Source organism: Enterobacter sp. TMH.L2 (genome assembly GCF_050847315.1).
In the GTDB taxonomy this organism is placed as follows: Bacteria; Pseudomonadota; Gammaproteobacteria; order Enterobacterales; family Enterobacteriaceae; genus Cedecea.
Genome location: NZ_CP193791.1, coordinates 4,041,953 through 4,059,161 on the forward strand (window position 1 = coordinate 4,041,953; position 17,209 = coordinate 4,059,161).

Consider the following 17,209-nt stretch of genomic DNA (forward strand, 5'->3'; position numbering starts at 1 on the left):
TTGATCGGGTCACCCCCGAACGCCGCACGGACGGGCTGCGGCATAAAAATAAATCAGCCCTCGTACGTTATTGTTGGCGGCAACGCCTACCGACACAACCCTAATACTGAAGTGTGGATACCGTCTTATGGAGCAAAACCCGCAGTCACAGCTCAAGCTTCTTGTCCAACGTGGTAAGGAGCAAGGCTATCTGACCTATGCCGAGGTCAATGACCATCTGCCGGAAGATATCGTCGACTCCGATCAGATCGAAGACATCATCCAAATGATCAACGACATGGGCATTCAGGTGATGGAAGAAGCCCCTGATGCCGATGATCTTTTGCTTGCTGAAAACTCTAACAGCACCGATGAAGACGCGGAAGAAGCGGCTGCCCAGGTGCTGTCCAGCGTGGAGTCCGAAATTGGACGTACCACCGACCCCGTGCGTATGTACATGCGCGAAATGGGGACCGTTGAACTGTTAACCCGTGAGGGTGAGATCGATATCGCGAAGCGTATCGAAGACGGTATCAACCAGGTACAGTGCTCGGTTGCCGAGTACCCGGAAGCGATCACCTATCTGCTGGAGCAGTACGATCGCGTTGAAGCTGAAGAAGCACGCCTGTCCGACCTCATCACCGGCTTTGTTGACCCTAACGCGGAAGAAGATCTCGCGCCAACCGCAACCCACGTCGGCTCCGAACTCTCTCAGGAAGAGATGGACGACGATGAGGATGAAGACGAAGAGTCTGATGACGACAGCTCCGACGATGACAACAGCATCGACCCGGAACTGGCGCGCGAAAAATTTGGTGAGCTGCGCAAGCAGTACGAACTGACTCGCGACACCATCAAAGCGAAGGGCCGCAGCCACGCTGACGCCGCCGCGGAGATCCTGCAGCTGTCTGAAGTGTTCAAACAGTTCCGCCTGGTGCCGAAACAGTTCGACTACCTGGTCAACAGCATGCGCGTCATGATGGACCGCGTTCGTACCCAAGAACGTATCATCATGAAGCTGTGCGTTGAGCAGTGCAAAATGCCGAAGAAAAACTTCATCACGCTGTTCACCGGCAACGAAACCAGCGAAACCTGGTTCAACGCGGCCATTGCGATGAACAAGCCGTGGTCTGAGAAGCTGCATGAAGTCTCCGAAGACGTTCACCGCAGCCTGCAGAAACTGCAGCAGATCGAAGAAGAGACCGGCCTGACCATCGAGCAGGTAAAAGACATTAACCGTCGCATGTCCATTGGTGAAGCGAAAGCGCGCCGTGCGAAGAAAGAGATGGTTGAAGCCAACCTGCGTCTGGTTATTTCTATCGCTAAGAAATACACCAACCGTGGCCTGCAGTTCCTCGACCTGATTCAGGAAGGCAACATCGGCCTGATGAAAGCCGTGGATAAGTTTGAATACCGCCGTGGCTATAAGTTCTCGACTTATGCAACCTGGTGGATCCGTCAGGCTATCACCCGCTCTATCGCCGACCAGGCGCGTACCATCCGTATTCCGGTGCACATGATTGAGACCATCAACAAGCTCAACCGTATTTCGCGCCAGATGCTGCAGGAGATGGGCCGTGAGCCAACGCCGGAAGAGTTAGCCGAACGTATGCTGATGCCGGAAGACAAAATCCGTAAAGTGCTGAAAATTGCCAAAGAGCCTATCTCCATGGAAACGCCAATCGGCGACGATGAAGATTCGCATCTGGGTGATTTCATCGAGGACACCACCCTCGAGCTGCCGCTGGATTCTGCCACCTCCGAAAGTCTGCGTTCCGCAACGCACGATGTTCTGGCTGGCCTGACAGCGCGTGAGGCGAAAGTCCTGCGTATGCGCTTCGGTATCGACATGAATACCGACCACACGCTGGAAGAAGTGGGTAAACAGTTCGACGTTACCCGCGAACGTATCCGTCAGATCGAAGCGAAGGCGCTGCGCAAACTGCGCCACCCAAGCCGCTCTGAAGTCCTGCGTAGCTTCCTGGACGATTAATCGGTGTCAAAAATTGAAAAGCTCCCGCCAGGGAGCTTTTTTTTGCCTTGAATTTGCGGTTTCTCCCGCCTCCCGCAGGCACCTCTTTTTCACTTCTCTCTCTCAGTACACAGCTTTTAATTCCCCCTTTTCCCTCAGGGAGATTATTTTCATTCCCTCTCACCCTCCTGGAGCCTCTTTTCATTCCCCTCTCACTCCGGGAGAGGGCCGGGGTGAGGGAAAACGGCAACACCTTACCTACCGCCCACGCGCCGACAGCGACTCATTCAGCTCTCTATAGGCCTCCACCAGCTTATCCACCGTGATGCGGCTCAAGCCACTCGGATTGGGCAAAATCCACACCTCGGTATCACCGAGGGTAATCTCCTGTCTGCCCCATTTCGCGCCACGTTGCCTGAACGCCTGCTCAAACGCCTGCTTGCCCAGAATCGCCAGCGCTCCCGGCTGGTACTCCTGCATCTTTGTAATCAGCTCTCGCCCGCCAGCACGCAGCTCCTGCAGTGCCACTTCGTTTGCCTGCACGGTTGGCCGCTCCACCAGTTTCGTCACGCCGCAGCCGTAGGAAAGCAAGAGCTGCGCCTCCTCAGGCTTGAGCTGGCGGTCCGTAAAACCCGCAAGATGAAGCACTTTCCAGAAGCGATTGGCAGGATGAGCAAAAGGCAGCCCGAGATGAGCGGATGATTTTCCCGGATTAATGCCGCAAAACACGACCCGAAGGTCAGGCTGAAGGATATCGCTAACCATTACATTTCTCATCTGAAGGAATCGAGCGGGAAGTATAAGGGATTGATTAGCCATTGTTTATAAAATCAGCACATGTAATTTAAGCGCTGGATTGCCATCGACAGTTACATTATAATTCAGCGCCACGGCCCCTTAGCTCAGTGGTTAGAGCAGGCGACTCATAATCGCTTGGTCGCTGGTTCAAGTCCAGCAGGGGCCACCAGACAAAAAAGGCTGACGAGAAATCGTCAGCCTTTTTGCTGTGCGGGTCATGGGGATTTCGTTTAAACCAGTGCCCGAAGCTCTTCTTTCATGTAGGCAGAAAAGTATTCAGGGTTTTTAATCACGAGGCGGTTACCGGACTCAACCTTGTCCGCCCAACCGGCGACTTTTTTCGTGAAGTCGGTGTTCCATCCCTCCTGAACACCACGAGCCGTAACGTCAGCAGCACTTGCCGGGACGCCCAATTGCTTCAGATACCTAAGCATTCCCTTCGCGGTGCTCTCATCCATAGGGTGCGGCACAGAGGCCGAGGTATTCATACCGCCAATGAAGTCTAACGCTTTATCAATCGCTGTTGGCATAATTTATCCTTAAAATTAACCACTTAATCAATAAGACTGTGACAAGCGAGATCAAATGTACCATTAATCAAACTTCATTTTTTCAGGGTCAGTCACGTTTATGACCAGTACAAAGGGTTCTTTGCTTCCCGCCAGCCCTATTTCCGTTGTTTTATCACTCAAAGCCGGCATGGTGAAGAACATGCCAGCCTGTAATATCGAGCGGGAAAGGCAATGATTGATAAACGTTCCCAGAGGATCGCAGAAACGAAAAATAAAGCCTCACGACAATGAGCAGTCGCAAAATTAAAGCGTCTTAAAGTCTTTAGAAAGATCGAATTTCTTATACTCTTTTACCTTCAATCTTCCACTGGCAACCCCATCACTAATCTCTTTAATAAAATAATCGATATCGTCACATTTATTATTATCAGGAAGTTCTGGGTAGTTATATTCCCACCATTTCAAATGTAATAATTCATTAATTACATCAGCATTATAACGGTATTTAATTACCCTGGCTGGCACACCTGCAACAACGGCATAAGGAGGCACATCCTTTGTCACCACAGCGTTTGCAGCAATAACTGCACCATCACCGATGGTAATTCCCCCTTTTAAAACCACATCATTGCCGATCCAGACATCGTTGCCTATTACAGGATTTTTTTGCGTCGTATCAAACGGTTTTAATACCCACTGCCGATTAAATTCAGTCCTGGCATATTTATCAAATCCCCCGTTGTAGGTCAGCATATGTGTGGTAAATCTGTCCATGGGATGATTGCCACCCATCACCTTTACATTCCCGGCAATACTGCAGAATCTGCCGATGACAGTATTGCCTGAAAAATGGCAACTTGGAAATGAAAACGCGCCCACGCTGGAAAAATTACGTATCGGCATAGTGGAATACTCTTCGGCGATAACATTATCATCAATTTTTATTTTATCGCCTTTGACGAAACGCAATAAACTTCTCTCTTTATAAACCTTCCTGCCTTTGTGACCTAAAAATATCTTATTATCCGCACAGTACTCATAATGTCTTTTTGTCCATCTAAAGGTATAACCATTATTATTTTCTTCAGTAAACTTAAATAATTCGCTTTTCATATTCTCAACATTTATAAGATTGGCACTATGTTAAAAATAAAGATATCCCACCCACCTGTTTTTATCAACTTTGCAGAACGAGGTGAATTTAACCTAAAAACAGTAAGGCCCGAGTAAACTCGGGCCTTAGTTTTAAAACAGCTTACGGCAGATTTTAGAACTGCTCCCAGTTATCTAAACGGCCGCCGTTCGCGGCAAGCTGTGGCCTGCGAGTGGTAGAAGCCGGTGCGGGTTTATCCTGACGGGCGTTAGCTGCGGCAATGACCTGCCCGGTATTGAAGATACTCATCAGTTGCACCAACCGAGTAGCCTGATCGCTGAGGCTCTCAGCGGCGCTGGCAGACTCCTCCACCAGCGCAGCGTTCTGCTGCGTAACCTGATCCAGTTGAGTGATCGCCACGTTGATCTGCGCAATCCCCTGCCCCTGCTCTTCCGTCGTCACGCCAATTTCAGAAATAAGCCCGGCCACGCGGTGGGACTGTTGCACCAGGTCATCGATCGTCGTTCCCGCCGAACTCACCATATCCGATCCTTTTGTTACCGTACGCATGCTGTCCTCAATCAGAGCTTTGATCTCACTGGCCGCCGAAGCAGAACGCTGCGCCAGCGAGCGAACTTCCCCGGCAACTACTGCAAAACCGCGCCCGGACTCCCCTGCACGAGCGGCTTCCACGGCAGCATTCAGCGCCAGAATGTTCGTCTGGAATGCGATGCCGTCAATAACGCTAATAATGTCGCCAATTTTCTGTGAGCTTTCGCTAATTTCACGCATCGTCAGCACCAGATTATTAACGGCATTCCCGCTTTGCGTGGCCGTTTCGCTGGCAGAGTTGGCCAGGCGAGTCGCAGTGCGCACCGTCTCGGCATTCTGCTGAATTGTCTGGCTCATTTGTTCCATCGAAGCGGCCGTTTCCTGCAGGCTGGCCGCTTGCTCTTCGGTGCGTTGGCTGAGATCGGTGCTGCCAGCCGCAATCTCGCTGGCACCCACGGAGATAGAATGGCTGCTGTCTCGCACTTCACGCACCACCCCGAGCAGACGGCTACGCATCTCATCCATAGCCGCGAGCAGGCTTCTGGTGTCCCCTTGCTTCAGTTCAACGGCGGTATTGAGCTGCCCCTCAGAAACTTGTTTTGCCACGGAGACGGCATAAACGGGCTCGCCGCCAAGCTGGCCTTTCACCGCTCGCCCAATGCTCCAGGCAATCAAAGAGCCAATCACGGCACTGATAATCGTAATAATCAACAACAAGTTACCGGCAAAATGCGCTTCCTCCACATAGCCACGGGCCATGCCCACCGTGCTACCGGAATGATCGCTAATCATCTCGCTGAGCGCATCGAGTACTCTGGCCTGGGGGCCAACCACTTCGCTGATGACTAACGCGCGGGCGGCATCATACTGCCCCGCCGCGCTGACGCTCATCACCTTACGAAGCGCCTGGGAATATGCCGGGCGAACATTGTTCAGGTTGTCGAACAGCTCGCGAGAATGCTTAAGCCTCAGCGCCTTATCCAGCTGTTTCAAGAGGACGTTGTTGTCCGCGATACGCTTTTCGAGTACCTGGTTGGTTTTTGTAATGTAGTCCCGACTCTCAGCTTCGGTATGCGGCAGCGTGGTGAACAACGCCATATCACGAATATCGTGGGCATTGTCCGTAATATTATCCTTAATCTTTACGATCAGCAGCAAATTCACCAGGCGGACATTGGCAGCATAATTAAGGTTATTTCCAACAGAAACCAACTGCATTCTGGCAAATAATGCGACAAAGAATCCAATCGCGATGACCAGCGCAAAGCCAGCCCCCAGCATAGTACTAAGGCGCATATTCTTCAGTTTGTTCATAAATCCCTCTGAGCTTTAATGGTTATATCGCAGGCAATAAGAGGAGGTAATTGGTAGAAATCACATCAACGGTTGCGACGGTGTTTTTTTAATTATCGATTTTTTATCGGCAGCCTGAGAGACTTCTTTAGCCATTATTTATAATGATCTGTCCACATAAAATAATGACAAAGAGATGACAAGTAATGAACGAATTAATGTTCTAAACAGAATTAAAACTACTATTTTTAGGAGTGGCAGCCCCGTTCCATTGTGTGGTTAACGGGACTGAAATTAGCGTTTTATCTGTGCAGGACTTATTTATCTGCGATGAAGCGATCGTCGTCTCCCACCGGGATATAAACGCGCACCCACTCCTTCCCATCAACGATATCCCAGCTGTGCCCTTCGCCGGCGGTATCTGCTGCAAGCAGAACTGTACCTGGCTCGATGATGAACGTAGAGCCGTCGCTAACCTTAAACTTCAGCTTGCCTTTCAGGGTAACCACATACTGCTTTTTCGGTGCCGGATGCACCCCTTTCTGCCACTCTTCAAAGGTATTACTGAAATAGAGATTTTCAGAAGAAAGTTTCGCCAGAGAGGGAATTGAACCTTTTACAAACGCAGAGTGATTATCAGCCGTGTTAATCAATTTTATCGCTGGAATACGGTGTTCGCTGGCATCTGTCTTTGTGGCTTCGGCATGTCCAAGCATTGAAACAAGTAAACCTGTGGTGGCCAACATAAGCCGTGTTATTTTTTTCATGATCGTGTCCAGGGTTAATTTCAGCCAGCACTTTTTCGGTGAATAAAGCACCGTAACAAAAAACAAAATTCAAGGTTAGTACACCAGAGGCAATCAATTTCGTCAATATCATGCACGACAAGTTTATTTAGTTAATAAATTAAATATATATAAAGAAAATGCGGAGTGAAAAAACATCCAGGCGGGTATTTCAATACAGGCTAACTTTGATTGTCATTAAACGGTAAAAGAATATTTTAGAACAAAATAAACTAAATACAGAAGGTGATAGCCATAATTTAACTTAACGCTTTATTCTAAAAATACAGGAATAGCGTCAACCTGGTAGCCGAGTGAATTCAGTTCAGGGGTTGAACACATGCAAATAAAAACGCTGGTGTTTAAACCAGCGTTCAGTCAGTCACAGGCGTTATCAGAGCTTTTCGCCGTTGCTCTCAATCACATCTTTGTACCACTGGAAGGATTTCTTACGGCTGCGGCTCAGGCTGCCGTGGCCTTCGTTGTCTTTATCGACGTAGATGAAGCCGTAGCGTTTTTTCATTTCGCCCGTCCCGGCAGAGACCAGGTCGATACAGCCCCACGGGGTGTAGCCCATCAGGTCAACGCCGTCTTCCACTACCGCTTTTTTCATTTCTGCGACGTGCGCCGAAAGATAATCGATGCGGTACTGGTCGTCCACGAAGCCGTCGGCCTGCGCCACGTCAATCGCCCCGAAGCCGTTTTCCACAATAAACAGCGGCAGCTGATAGTGATCCCAGAACCAGTTCAGAGAGTAACGCAGGCCCACCGGGTCAATCTGCCAGCCCCAGTCGGATTTTTGCACGTACGGGTTAGACACGAGGCTTTTTGATTCGTCGTAGTCAAACTGCGGGTTGTCGGCGCTGGCTTTGGTGGCAAACGACATGTAGTAGCTGAAGCCAATGTAATCGACGCAGCCTTCGGCCAGCGCCGCAAGATCTTCGTCGGTAATATCCAGCTCAAAACCACGGCGCTCGAAGTAGTTCAGCAGGTGCTGCGGGTACTTACCGCGCACGTGCACGTCGGTGAACCAGTAGCGGCGGTGCATCGCATTCATCGCCATCATCATATCGCCTGGCGCACAGGTCAGCGGGTAAATTGGGCACATGGCAATCATGCAGCCAACCTGCAGCGCAGGGTTGATTTCACGGGCTGCACGCACCGCCAGAGCGCTGGCAACCAGCTCATAGTGAGACGCCTGGTACATCACCGGCTCGCGATCTTCACCCGGCTGATACTTCAGGCCCGAGTTGGTGAACGGCGCGAAGTCTTCGTGGTAGTTGGCCTGGTTGTTGATCTCGTTGAAGGTCATCCAGTACTTCACTTTGTGCTGATAGCGAGTGAAGACCACTTTCGAGAAGCGCAGGAAGAAATCAATCAGCTTACGGTTACGCCAGCCGCCGTATTCGGTGACCAGATGGTAAGGCATTTCGAAGTGCGACAGCGTAATCACCGGCTCAATGCCGTGCTTCAGGCATTCGTCAAACAGGTCGTCATAGAACTGCAGGCCGGCTTCGTTCGGCTCCAGCTCGTCGCCCAGCGGGAAAATACGCGTCCAGGCGATGGAGGTACGGAAGCATTTGAAGCCCATCTCGGCAAACAGCTGGATGTCTTCTTTGTAGCGGTGGTAGAAGTCGATCGCTTCATGGTTAGGGTAGTTTTTTCCCTGCAACACGCCATCGGTAATTTCACGCGAGACGCCGTGGGCGCCGGCCGTCATCACATCCGCAACGCTAACGCCTTTGCCGCCCTCTTTCCAGCCACCTTCCAGCTGGTGCGCCGCAACCGCGCCGCCCCACAGAAAACCTTCTTTGAATCCAGACATATTCTCTCCCTTAATTAGAGATCGCATGCTGCGACCGATAGTGCTGATTAAAATGGTAGACCGCGCCAATGAGTCCGGCATCGTTGCCGTGACTGACGGTGTCGATATAGTCGTCGAGGGTGAACCAGGCCAGATGTTCGCGCAGCAGCGCAAGGAAGCCTGGGCGTTCCACAATGCCGCCGCCGAGCAGGATTTTTTCCGGGTCGAACAGATTGACGAGGTTATAAAGGCCGGTGCCGAGATCGTTGAAGAACGCCTTCACCATACGCTGGCACGCCACGTCGCCGGCATCAAAGCGGTCGAAAATCTCTTCCCCGCTGACGGCCTCAAGCGGCTTGCCGACATACTCCGCGTAGTCTTTGCGCAGGGTTCTCAGGGTGCAGGTATCGTTCATGGTGTAGCGGCGAACATCGCGTGGGCCAGGGCGTTCGGTCAGCATGTAACCGAATTCTCCCGCCCGGAAGCGCGCGCCGTGTACCAGTTGGTTATTGCAGAAAATCGCTCCGCCGATGCCGGTGCCGATGGTCAGTACGAGGAAGTTGCTCATCCCCGCCGCTTTCCCCTGCCAGCGTTCAGCCAGCAGGACGCAGTTGGCGTCATTTTCGATGGCAACAGGCAGCTGCGTGCTTTCTTCCAGCCATTCTTTGATGGCAAAGTTGTCGAAGCGGCGGATGGCCCCGCCCATTTCGATAAAGCCAGTGTGCGGATTGACATAGCCAGGGGCGCTGATCGCCACGCCTTCACAGCCGGGATGCTCGGCAATCCACGCTAAAATGGCCTGTAAAATTTGCTCGCCATCGCTGTCGTCGATCGTCTCTTTGCCTTTAGCCAGTATCTCGCCCTGCGAGTTGACGATCCCCATTTTTAAAGCCGTACCACCGATATCAAATGCGGCGATATTCATACGCTAATTCCTCCTGCATATTTCCGGCTCATCGTTTATTTCCACTGAAACGAGGAAACTATTTCGCACCGGTCATATTCATGCCTGGTAAAAGGAATACAAAAATTGACGAGTTCAATTTTTAATTATCAGTTCTGAAAACGAAGAAAATCTTAATCAATGGGAGGCGCATCAGGCAATAGAAGGGAGATAACACATTGAACAACTTTTGAACCTGTCAAAAGATATGATATACAGTGAGTTACCGCTGATATTCATCTTTCAGAAGCGACAGGTTCATTTTCATGAACATTATTGAACCTCTTTTTAAAGCAGAACTGTGACCGACGTGGCGAATGCAAGGTCAGCCACAGCGGCTAGCCCGCCTTACGAGGCAAAAAATACTTCACCTGGAACTCGAACACGTTGGTGTAGAGGATCGAGTAATCAATCGGGCTGTGGCTGGCGTCAACGGACTGGGTTTCCATGCGGATAATCGGGTCGCGGGTACTGATGTGCAGCATTTTGGCAATCTCGGTTGACGGCAGAATGGGCTGAAACGCCTCGTAGCAGCCGTGAATTTTGACGCCGCATTCATCTTCGATGTAGGAAAATTTCGAACGCTTCATGTGGTTGACCGTCAGGTCGGGGAAGCGGTTCACCGACAGCCAGGTCTCTTCCAGCTGCATCGGCACGTTGTCGATGTGGCGCAGTCGTTTGGCGTAATAGACCGGTTCGCCGATGGCCAGCTGCAGGCGGCTGGCAATCTCTTCCGATGCCTGCTGCAGCTCAAATCTCAGCACCTGGCTGGACGGTTTTTTCCCTTCACTTCGGGCAATCTCGGTGAAGCTGTCCAGATGCGTAACCGAAGCCTGAAAATGTTTATTTCGCACATAGGTGCCGGAGCCGTGCCTACGCTCAATCAACGCCTCATCTTCCAGCACTTTCAATGCTTTACGCAAGGTATTACGTGACACATTGTAGAACTCAGCCAGTTCTTTCTCCGAAGGGAGGATGTCGCCGATATGATAAGTTGGGCTGCTGATCCTGTTTTTTAGTAAGTTAACAACATCTTTGTATACCACTTTTGAACCTCCTGAACTTATTTAAAAACAGTCAATTACCGTTCGAGTCATAATAAAAGCGCAACACAGGTCCATTTTCACTTTGCTTTCTGCACCACTCGGGCATGACTAACTGTGATCGAAATGGCAGATGAACGCATTGATATTCATTAAGTTAGCCGCTGGTTGATTATCTACGAAGCGTTAAGGGGAAAAATGAAGAATATATTATTGGTTTGTGCGGCCGGGATGTCTACCAGCATGCTGGTGAAAAGAATGCAGGATCACGCCAGCGCGGGAAATATTTCGGTCAATATTAATGCACTGGCGATTGCCGAGGCGAAAGAAAGAATTAAAAGAAATGAAGCAGATGTTGTTCTGCTGGGACCTCAGGTTCGCTTCCAAAAAAGTGAAATAGAAGAAATCGCCCAGGGGAAAATTCCGGTAGCGGTAATCGACATGAAGTATTACGGGCAAATGGATGGCAAATCAGTTCTTGATTCCGCACTGAATTTACTCGGTGAACGCTAAGCTTTCCAGCCAAAATAACAACCCAATGGGTAATTGATTAGGTTTATCGTTACGCGACCTGCTATTAAGCAGAGGCTTCGCCAATAAACTTATATCATCAGTCAATATCTCTCTAATGATAAAGGGCGCATCATGAGTATTATGAATGCCTTTGAGCGCGGTATGGAAAAGCTCCTTGTTCCTATTGCGATTAAATTAAACTCTCAGATACACGTCTCGGCCATCCGCGATGCATTTATTTTGTCGTTCCCCATCGTTATGGCCAGCTCGCTGATCGTGCTGATTAACTTTGCCATCCTTTCACCGGATGGTTTTATTGCTTCACTGCTGCATCTCGGCGTGTTATTCCCTAACTTAGCCGAAGCTCAAAACATATTCTCCCCGGTGATGAATGGGTCGGTGAATATCATGTCGATCATGATTGCCTTCCTGGTCGCACGTAATATCGCTATCAGCTATCAGCAGGACGACTTGCTGTGCGGCCTGACCGCTATCGGCGCGTTCTTCGTGGTCTATACCCCTTATCAAATGATGGGCGGGCAGTCGTATCTGACCACGCAATATCTGGGGCCGCAGGGGCTTTTTGTGGCGGTGATTGTCGCGCTGATTACCGGGGAAATCTTCTGCCGCCTGGCGCGTAACCCGAAGATCACCATCACCATGCCAGACGCCGTACCGCCGGCGGTTGCACGCTCATTTAAAGTTTTAATTCCTATCTTCTTCGTGATGATCTTCTTCTCGGTGCTGAACTACTGCCTGACGAAAATCTCCCCGAATGGCCTGAACGAACTGATTTATACCCTGATTCAGGCCCCGCTGAAAAACATGGGCACCAATATCGTCGCGGTGCTGGTACTTGGCGTGGTCACCAACTTCCTGTGGGTGCTGGGCATTCACGGGCCGAACACCACGGCGGCGATTCGCGAGACTATTTTCTCCGAAGCTAACCTCGAGAACCTCTCTTTTGCCGCATCCAACGGCACTACGTGGGGGGCGCCATACCCTATCACCTGGGGGAGCATCAACGACGCCTTCGCCAACTACGGTGGCTCGGGAATGACGCTCGGCCTGCTGCTGGCTATTTTTATTGCCTCCCGCCGTGCCGACTACCGCGATCTGGCGAAAATGGCCTTCGTGCCGGGCCTGTTTAACATCAACGAACCGGTGATTTTCGGCCTGCCCATCGTGCTGAACCCGATCCTGATCATTCCGTTTATCATGGTGCCGTTCGTCAACTCTTTGGTGGGCTACACCTTCGTCACTCTGGAGATTATTCCACCAATTGCCTATGCCGTACCGTGGACAACGCCGGGGCCGCTCATCGCCTTCTTCGGCACCGGGGGGAACTGGATGGCATTGATTGTCGGGCTGCTATGCCTGGCCATCTCCACGCTAATTTATTTACCGTTCGTTATGGCCGCCAATAAGGTAAATGCAGCACAAGCGGCGCAGTAATAAATAAACCGATGATAGCAATTTAATTTCCACCCGCCTCCGGTTATTAAAACTGGAGGCAAATAATAATTATACTTCTGGGACATTCTATGAATTCAAATTTATTGAAGGTTAGCTTATTGTCTTCATCCATCCTTCTGGCGTTATCCTCAACCCACGTAATGGCAGCAAAATTAACGGTAGAGCAGCGTCTGGAATTACTTGAAAGACAATTATCAGAAAACAAATCAGAATTAAATAAAACGCAGAAAGAATTGTCCATATATAAAGATAAGGTCGCCCAACTGCAGCCAGCCGGTAACAACGTGCAGTCTGGCCCGGCCCCGGTCAATCAGACGGTTTATTCTCCGGTAGCCGACAACATCGAGAATGAAAATAATCATCTCGATACTAAGCCGGCACCAACGCCGGTGAAAGGCACGCAAAAAGTGGCCGTGGTCAATAACGAAGGTGGCAAGACTACCGTAGAAAACGTTACCCTGAAAGACATCAGCAAATACATTAAAGATGATATTGGCTTTAGCTACGAAGGTTATTTCCGTTCCGGCTGGGCAGCGGCCAATCGCGGGTCGGCTCAAACCTACGCCGCCGGGTCGCTGGGTCGTTTCGGCAACGAAATGAGCGGCTGGTTCGACTTAACGCTGAACCAGCGCGTCTACAACCAGGACGGCAAAACCGCCAACGCCATCGTGACCTACGACGGTAACGTCGGGGAGCAGTATAACGACGCCTGGTTTGGCGACAACAATGGCAACGAAAACATCATGCAGTTCAGCGATATTTTCCTGACCACCAGAGGCTTCCTGCCGTTTGCACCGGAAGCAGACTTCTGGGTCGGGAAGCACAAGCTGCCTGAGTACGAAATCCAGATGCTCGACTGGAAATCCTTAACTACCCAGGTGGCGGCGGCCGTCGGGATCCAAAACTGGAACCTGGGCGTCGGCCAGCTTGACGCCTCCCTCAGCCGCAACGACGTCGACGTTTATTCCCGCGACTTCAGCCACACCACGCAGATGAACACCAACTCGGTTGACCTGCGCTACCGCAACATTCCGCTGTGGGAAAAAGGTTCGCTCTCGCTGATGGGCAAATACGCCTTTGCCAATAAAACTGACGACCAGAAGGACAACGAAAATAACGGCTCCTTCTTTAAACTGAAGGATACCTGGATGGCGACGGCCATTGTGCGCCAGGATCTGCCGCGCGACACCTTCAACGAGTTTACCCTGCAGGTGGCCAATAACTCTTATGCCAGCAGCTTCGCGAACTTTTCGGGAGCCAGCAACTCCATGGCACCGGGCCGATATTACTACGGCGACCAGACGGACGGCGTGGCCTGGCGTCTGATTTCGCAGGGGGAAATGTACCTCGCGGACAGGATCATCATGGCTAACGCGCTGGTTTACTCCCAGGGTAGCGATATTTATAGCTATGAGAGCGGCGCCCACAGCGACTTCAGCAGCATTCGGGCCGTGATTCGCCCGGCGTGGATTTGGGATACCTGGAACCAGACCGGCCTGGAGCTGAGCTGGTTTACCCAGAAAAACAAAACCGAGCAAGGGGTTAACCTGAAAGAGTCGGGCTACAAAACCACGCTCTATCACGCTCTGAAGGTTGGCCCAAGCCTGCTCGGCTCGCGTCCTGAAATTCGTTTCTACGGCACATACCTGAATATTCTGGACAACGAGCTGTCAAACTTCCGCTTTAACGAAAACAGCAAGAACGAGTTTATGGCTGGCGTTCAGGCTGAAGTGTGGTGGTAATCCTCTTTTGCTAAGTGCATAAAAAAACCCGTCTTCCAGACGGGTTTTTCTTTTCTGTCAGCTCGCGCCCGCGCAGCTGTCCGGCACGTTATTCAGCCCTTCAGCCCCGTGGGTGAAAGATTTAAATCGCTTTTGATCGTCCAGTTTGATGATGTACAGCGAATCAAAATCGCTGCCCGGCCATTTTGGCACCACGGTTGGGTCGCCGCCGGTTTTCTTCACCAGCTTTTGCGCCGCTATCACCAGGTTTTTGTGCTCCCACGAGACAAAAGTCAGGCGGCCGCTGCTCTGAGTTTTCAGTAAATCATCCGCCAGCTCATCCGTCTGCTCCGCGTGGTAATGCAGGTCGATGGCCTGAGAAAGGCGGATCGCGGTCGGCGTGATGGTGGTTAACGGGCGCAGCGAGCTGCCGGTTTTGTTCTCTTTCGGCGCGGCGGCGTAGATGGCATCCGGTTTGCCGTACTGGCTCAGCAGAACCGACGGCAATTGCAGCGCGCGATTCAGCCCTTTGCAGGTGAGCTGCCCGCTATTGTTAGCCGGTTTCTCACCGTGACGCAGGAAGACTATCGTGCTGTCGGCATTCGCTATCATCGGGGTCAAGAAGGCACTGCTCAGCAACACAACAAGCGCTTTTTTGATCATGTTTTTCTCGTTTTTATCAGGGAATGAAACTTTTACTATAGAGAAGAAACCGAGGAAAAAAACAAAACATTGGTAAGCAGACGTCACGCCTGCCGCGCCGGGTTCAGCGATTAACAACTGGCCATCGTTTTGCTATTCTGACGTCCGTTAACGTGATGATATATTCTATAAAAACCAGTAAAAACAATTAATAAGGAAAAGACGTGAGCACCCAGAACGAGATGTTTAACAAAGAGATTGCGTGGTCTACTCGCCACATGGTTCGCACCCTCAAACAGGTTCAGGCGCTGCCCGACTTAAGCCACGTTCGCATCGCCTGCAATATGCATCTCGACCTGAAAATGATCCCGCTGGTTGAAGGCCTGCTGAAGAAAAATGCCAAAGTCTTCCTCACCACCTGCAACCCAACAACCGTACAGGATGACGTTGTCGCTTACCTGGTCGCCGCCGGGGCGGAAGCCAGCGCATGGCGCAATATGAACGACGCCGACTGGCGCGACTCGTGGGAAAAAGCCATCGCCTGGCGCCCAACGCATCTGTGCGAAATGGGCGCGGACATCACCACGCTGCTGCATCAGCGTGGCGAGTTTGGCGACGTGGTTGCCTGCCTGGAAGCAACCGGCTCCGGGGTCAACCGCCTCGCGGATCTCCGCCCCGGCTATCCAATTTTTAACTGGGACGACCTGCCGGTAAAAGAAGGCCTGCATAACCGCCACATGGTTGGCCTCACCGCCTGGCAGACCTTCTTCCAGACCACCCACCTCACCCTGCACGAAAAGAAAGTGCTGGTGATTGGCTATGGCCTGGTGGGCCAGGGCGTTGCTGCCGCCGCCAAAGCCTACGGAGGCCAGGTGATGGTTGCCGAGTTAGATCCGGCCCGCCGCCTGCAGGCCGCCTATGACGGCTGGCACGTGGTTGATATTCATGACGTGATTGCCACCACTGACGTTGTCGCCACCGCCACTGGCGCGAAAAAAGTCGTCAGCGCAGCGGTACTGGATAAAGCCAAAGACGGCGTGTTTGTGCTGAACGTGGGCCACGTTGCGGAAGAGATCGACTGCGGCTACCTGCAGCAATATCCGACCGAAGAAGTGATGCCGTTTATCAACGCGTACCAGCTTAACGGCAAAACGCTTTATCTGATGGCGAACGGCTCAATGCTGAACCTGACCGCCGGCTTCGGCGACAGCCTGAACGCCTTCGACGTGACGCTGGCCGTCATGGCAAGCGGCATCAAACACATCGTGACCGACGGCCAGCACGCTGAAAAAGCGGTTTATTTACTGCCGCAGTCCGTGTGGGAAAAAGCCCTTTAAGCTGCCCTCCAGCCCCGATCAAGTCAGGCCTCTGCGGAGTGCCTGACTTTTTTTCGTTTTCGCCGAATAATTTCCCCACCCCGATTGTTTACTCCTTACAAGAACCTGAGGAAGAGACAATCATGAGTTACCTGCCCCCCGAAGCTACGCCGCCTCACAAGCGCTACGACGCCTTTAGCATGGCCCTCCACTGGCTAACCGCCTTCTGCGTGATATTTCTGTTTGCCAGCGCGCACGTTTGGGAAGTCCTTGAACGCGGCACGCCCCTGCGCAAGGGCCTGCAATCGCTACACATTTCGTTCGGCATTTTGCTTGGGGCGGTGATGGTCGTCCGGCTAATCTGGCGCATCAGCGCCGCTTTTTCGCCGTCGCGAAAGCTGGAAAAAGTGCCGATGCCAGGCGCGTTTCGCATCGCCGCTCATGCCACCCACGGCGTGCTTTACATCCTGTTGCTGACTCAGGTCACGCTTGGCTTCCTGTTCCGCTGGGCGCAGGGCGAACCCTTCTGGTTCTTCAACCTCTTTGAAGTTCCGGACGTGTTTAACATCGATCCAACGCTGCGCCATACCCTGGCGATGCTGCACAACAACGTGGCCTGGGCGCTGATCCTGCTGGCGGGCGCGCATGCCGCCGCCGCCCTGCTTCATCATTATGTTCTGCGTGACGGCACGCTGCGCCGCATGCTCCCCGCCTGCAAAGGCCACTCTCGTTAACCTACAGGACGACACCATGAACATGCCTTCAAC

14 protein-coding genes, 1 tRNA gene and 1 pseudogene are annotated in these 17,209 nt (G+C 51.7%); 7 read left to right on the top strand and 9 right to left on the bottom strand.

The features are described 5' to 3' along the window. The first annotated feature begins 127 nt into the window (after nucleotides 1–127). Nucleotides 128–1,972: an RNA polymerase sigma factor RpoD gene (gene rpoD, locus ACREYP_RS19335; protein ID WP_008460031.1), complete on the top strand. Its 1,845-nt coding sequence runs from the start codon at nucleotides 128–130 to the stop codon at nucleotides 1,970–1,972. A 237-nt stretch (nucleotides 1,973–2,209) separates the two neighbouring features. On the opposite strand, the gene mug is transcribed toward rpoD, so the two are convergent. Next, nucleotides 2,210–2,716 carry a G/U mismatch-specific DNA glycosylase gene (gene mug / locus ACREYP_RS19340; protein WP_008460030.1) on the bottom strand — a complete coding sequence of 169 codons (507 nt, stop codon included), beginning with the start codon at nucleotides 2,714–2,716 and terminating at the stop codon, nucleotides 2,210–2,212. A gap of 126 nt (nucleotides 2,717–2,842) precedes the next feature. Between mug and ACREYP_RS19345 the strand changes: the two genes are divergently transcribed. Next, a tRNA-Ile gene (locus ACREYP_RS19345) sits at nucleotides 2,843–2,918 on the top strand. A gap of 61 nt (nucleotides 2,919–2,979) precedes the next feature. Here the strand turns inward: ACREYP_RS19345 and ACREYP_RS19350 are convergent. From ACREYP_RS19350 to ACREYP_RS19380, 7 genes and pseudogenes are all read right to left on the bottom strand, one after another. After that, nucleotides 2,980–3,302 (bottom strand): annotated as a pseudogene (locus ACREYP_RS19350) (DUF1889 family protein). Between the two features lie 262 nt (nucleotides 3,303–3,564). Then, nucleotides 3,565–4,374 (bottom strand): CatB-related O-acetyltransferase, encoded by an 810-nt coding sequence (locus tag ACREYP_RS19355; RefSeq protein ID WP_336818342.1) that lies wholly within the window; start codon nucleotides 4,372–4,374, stop codon nucleotides 3,565–3,567. 154 nt (nucleotides 4,375–4,528) lie between these two features. After that, the gene (locus ACREYP_RS19360) at nucleotides 4,529–6,220 is read right to left on the bottom strand and encodes a methyl-accepting chemotaxis protein (protein WP_166993422.1); all 1,692 of its coding nucleotides are present in this window, start codon (nucleotides 6,218–6,220) and stop codon (nucleotides 4,529–4,531) included. A 296-nt stretch (nucleotides 6,221–6,516) separates the two neighbouring features. Further along, a complete protein-coding gene (locus ACREYP_RS19365; RefSeq protein WP_034809738.1) occupies nucleotides 6,517–6,966 on the bottom strand; it encodes a cupin domain-containing protein in 450 nt (149 codons plus the stop codon). Between the two features lie 412 nt (nucleotides 6,967–7,378). After that, the gene (locus ACREYP_RS19370; protein ID WP_336818341.1) at nucleotides 7,379–8,809 is read right to left on the bottom strand and encodes a 6-phospho-beta-glucosidase; all 1,431 of its coding nucleotides are present in this window, start codon (nucleotides 8,807–8,809) and stop codon (nucleotides 7,379–7,381) included. Nucleotides 8,810–8,819: 10 nt separating this feature from the next. Next, nucleotides 8,820–9,713 carry a beta-glucoside kinase BglK gene (bglK, locus tag ACREYP_RS19375; protein WP_336818340.1) on the bottom strand — a complete coding sequence of 298 codons (894 nt, stop codon included), beginning with the start codon at nucleotides 9,711–9,713 and terminating at the stop codon, nucleotides 8,820–8,822. Between the two features lie 356 nt (nucleotides 9,714–10,069). After that, nucleotides 10,070–10,777, bottom strand: a complete 708-nt coding sequence (locus tag ACREYP_RS19380) for a GntR family transcriptional regulator (protein ID WP_008460014.1) — start codon at nucleotides 10,775–10,777, stop codon at nucleotides 10,070–10,072. A gap of 195 nt (nucleotides 10,778–10,972) precedes the next feature. On the opposite strand from ACREYP_RS19380, the gene ACREYP_RS19385 reads away from it, so the two are divergent. From ACREYP_RS19385 to ACREYP_RS19395, 3 genes are all read left to right on the top strand, one after another. Further along, nucleotides 10,973–11,287, top strand: a complete 315-nt coding sequence (locus ACREYP_RS19385) for a PTS sugar transporter subunit IIB (protein ID WP_166877064.1) — start codon at nucleotides 10,973–10,975, stop codon at nucleotides 11,285–11,287. Nucleotides 11,288–11,419: 132 nt separating this feature from the next. After that, nucleotides 11,420–12,742, top strand: a complete 1,323-nt coding sequence (locus ACREYP_RS19390; protein ID WP_008460011.1) for a PTS sugar transporter subunit IIC — start codon at nucleotides 11,420–11,422, stop codon at nucleotides 12,740–12,742. Between the two features lie 89 nt (nucleotides 12,743–12,831). After that, entirely contained in the window at nucleotides 12,832–14,505 is a 1,674-nt protein-coding gene (locus ACREYP_RS19395) for a carbohydrate porin (RefSeq protein WP_336818339.1), read from the top strand. 57 nt (nucleotides 14,506–14,562) lie between these two features. Here ACREYP_RS19395 and ACREYP_RS19400 read toward each other — a convergent pair whose 3' ends face one another. Next, complete coding sequence (locus ACREYP_RS19400; protein WP_008460006.1) at nucleotides 14,563–15,147, bottom strand: histidine phosphatase family protein; 585 nt, start codon at nucleotides 15,145–15,147, stop codon at nucleotides 14,563–14,565. Nucleotides 15,148–15,368: 221 nt separating this feature from the next. Here ACREYP_RS19400 and ACREYP_RS19405 point away from each other — a divergent pair, with 221 nt between their 5' ends. Beyond that, nucleotides 15,369–16,463, top strand: a complete 1,095-nt coding sequence (locus ACREYP_RS19405; RefSeq protein ID WP_166877660.1) for an adenosylhomocysteinase — start codon at nucleotides 15,369–15,371, stop codon at nucleotides 16,461–16,463. Between the two features lie 122 nt (nucleotides 16,464–16,585). Next, on the top strand, nucleotides 16,586–17,176 hold the full coding sequence (locus ACREYP_RS19410) for a cytochrome b (protein ID WP_336818338.1): 591 nt from the start codon (nucleotides 16,586–16,588) through the stop codon (nucleotides 17,174–17,176). Nucleotides 17,177–17,209 lie beyond the last annotated feature (33 nt).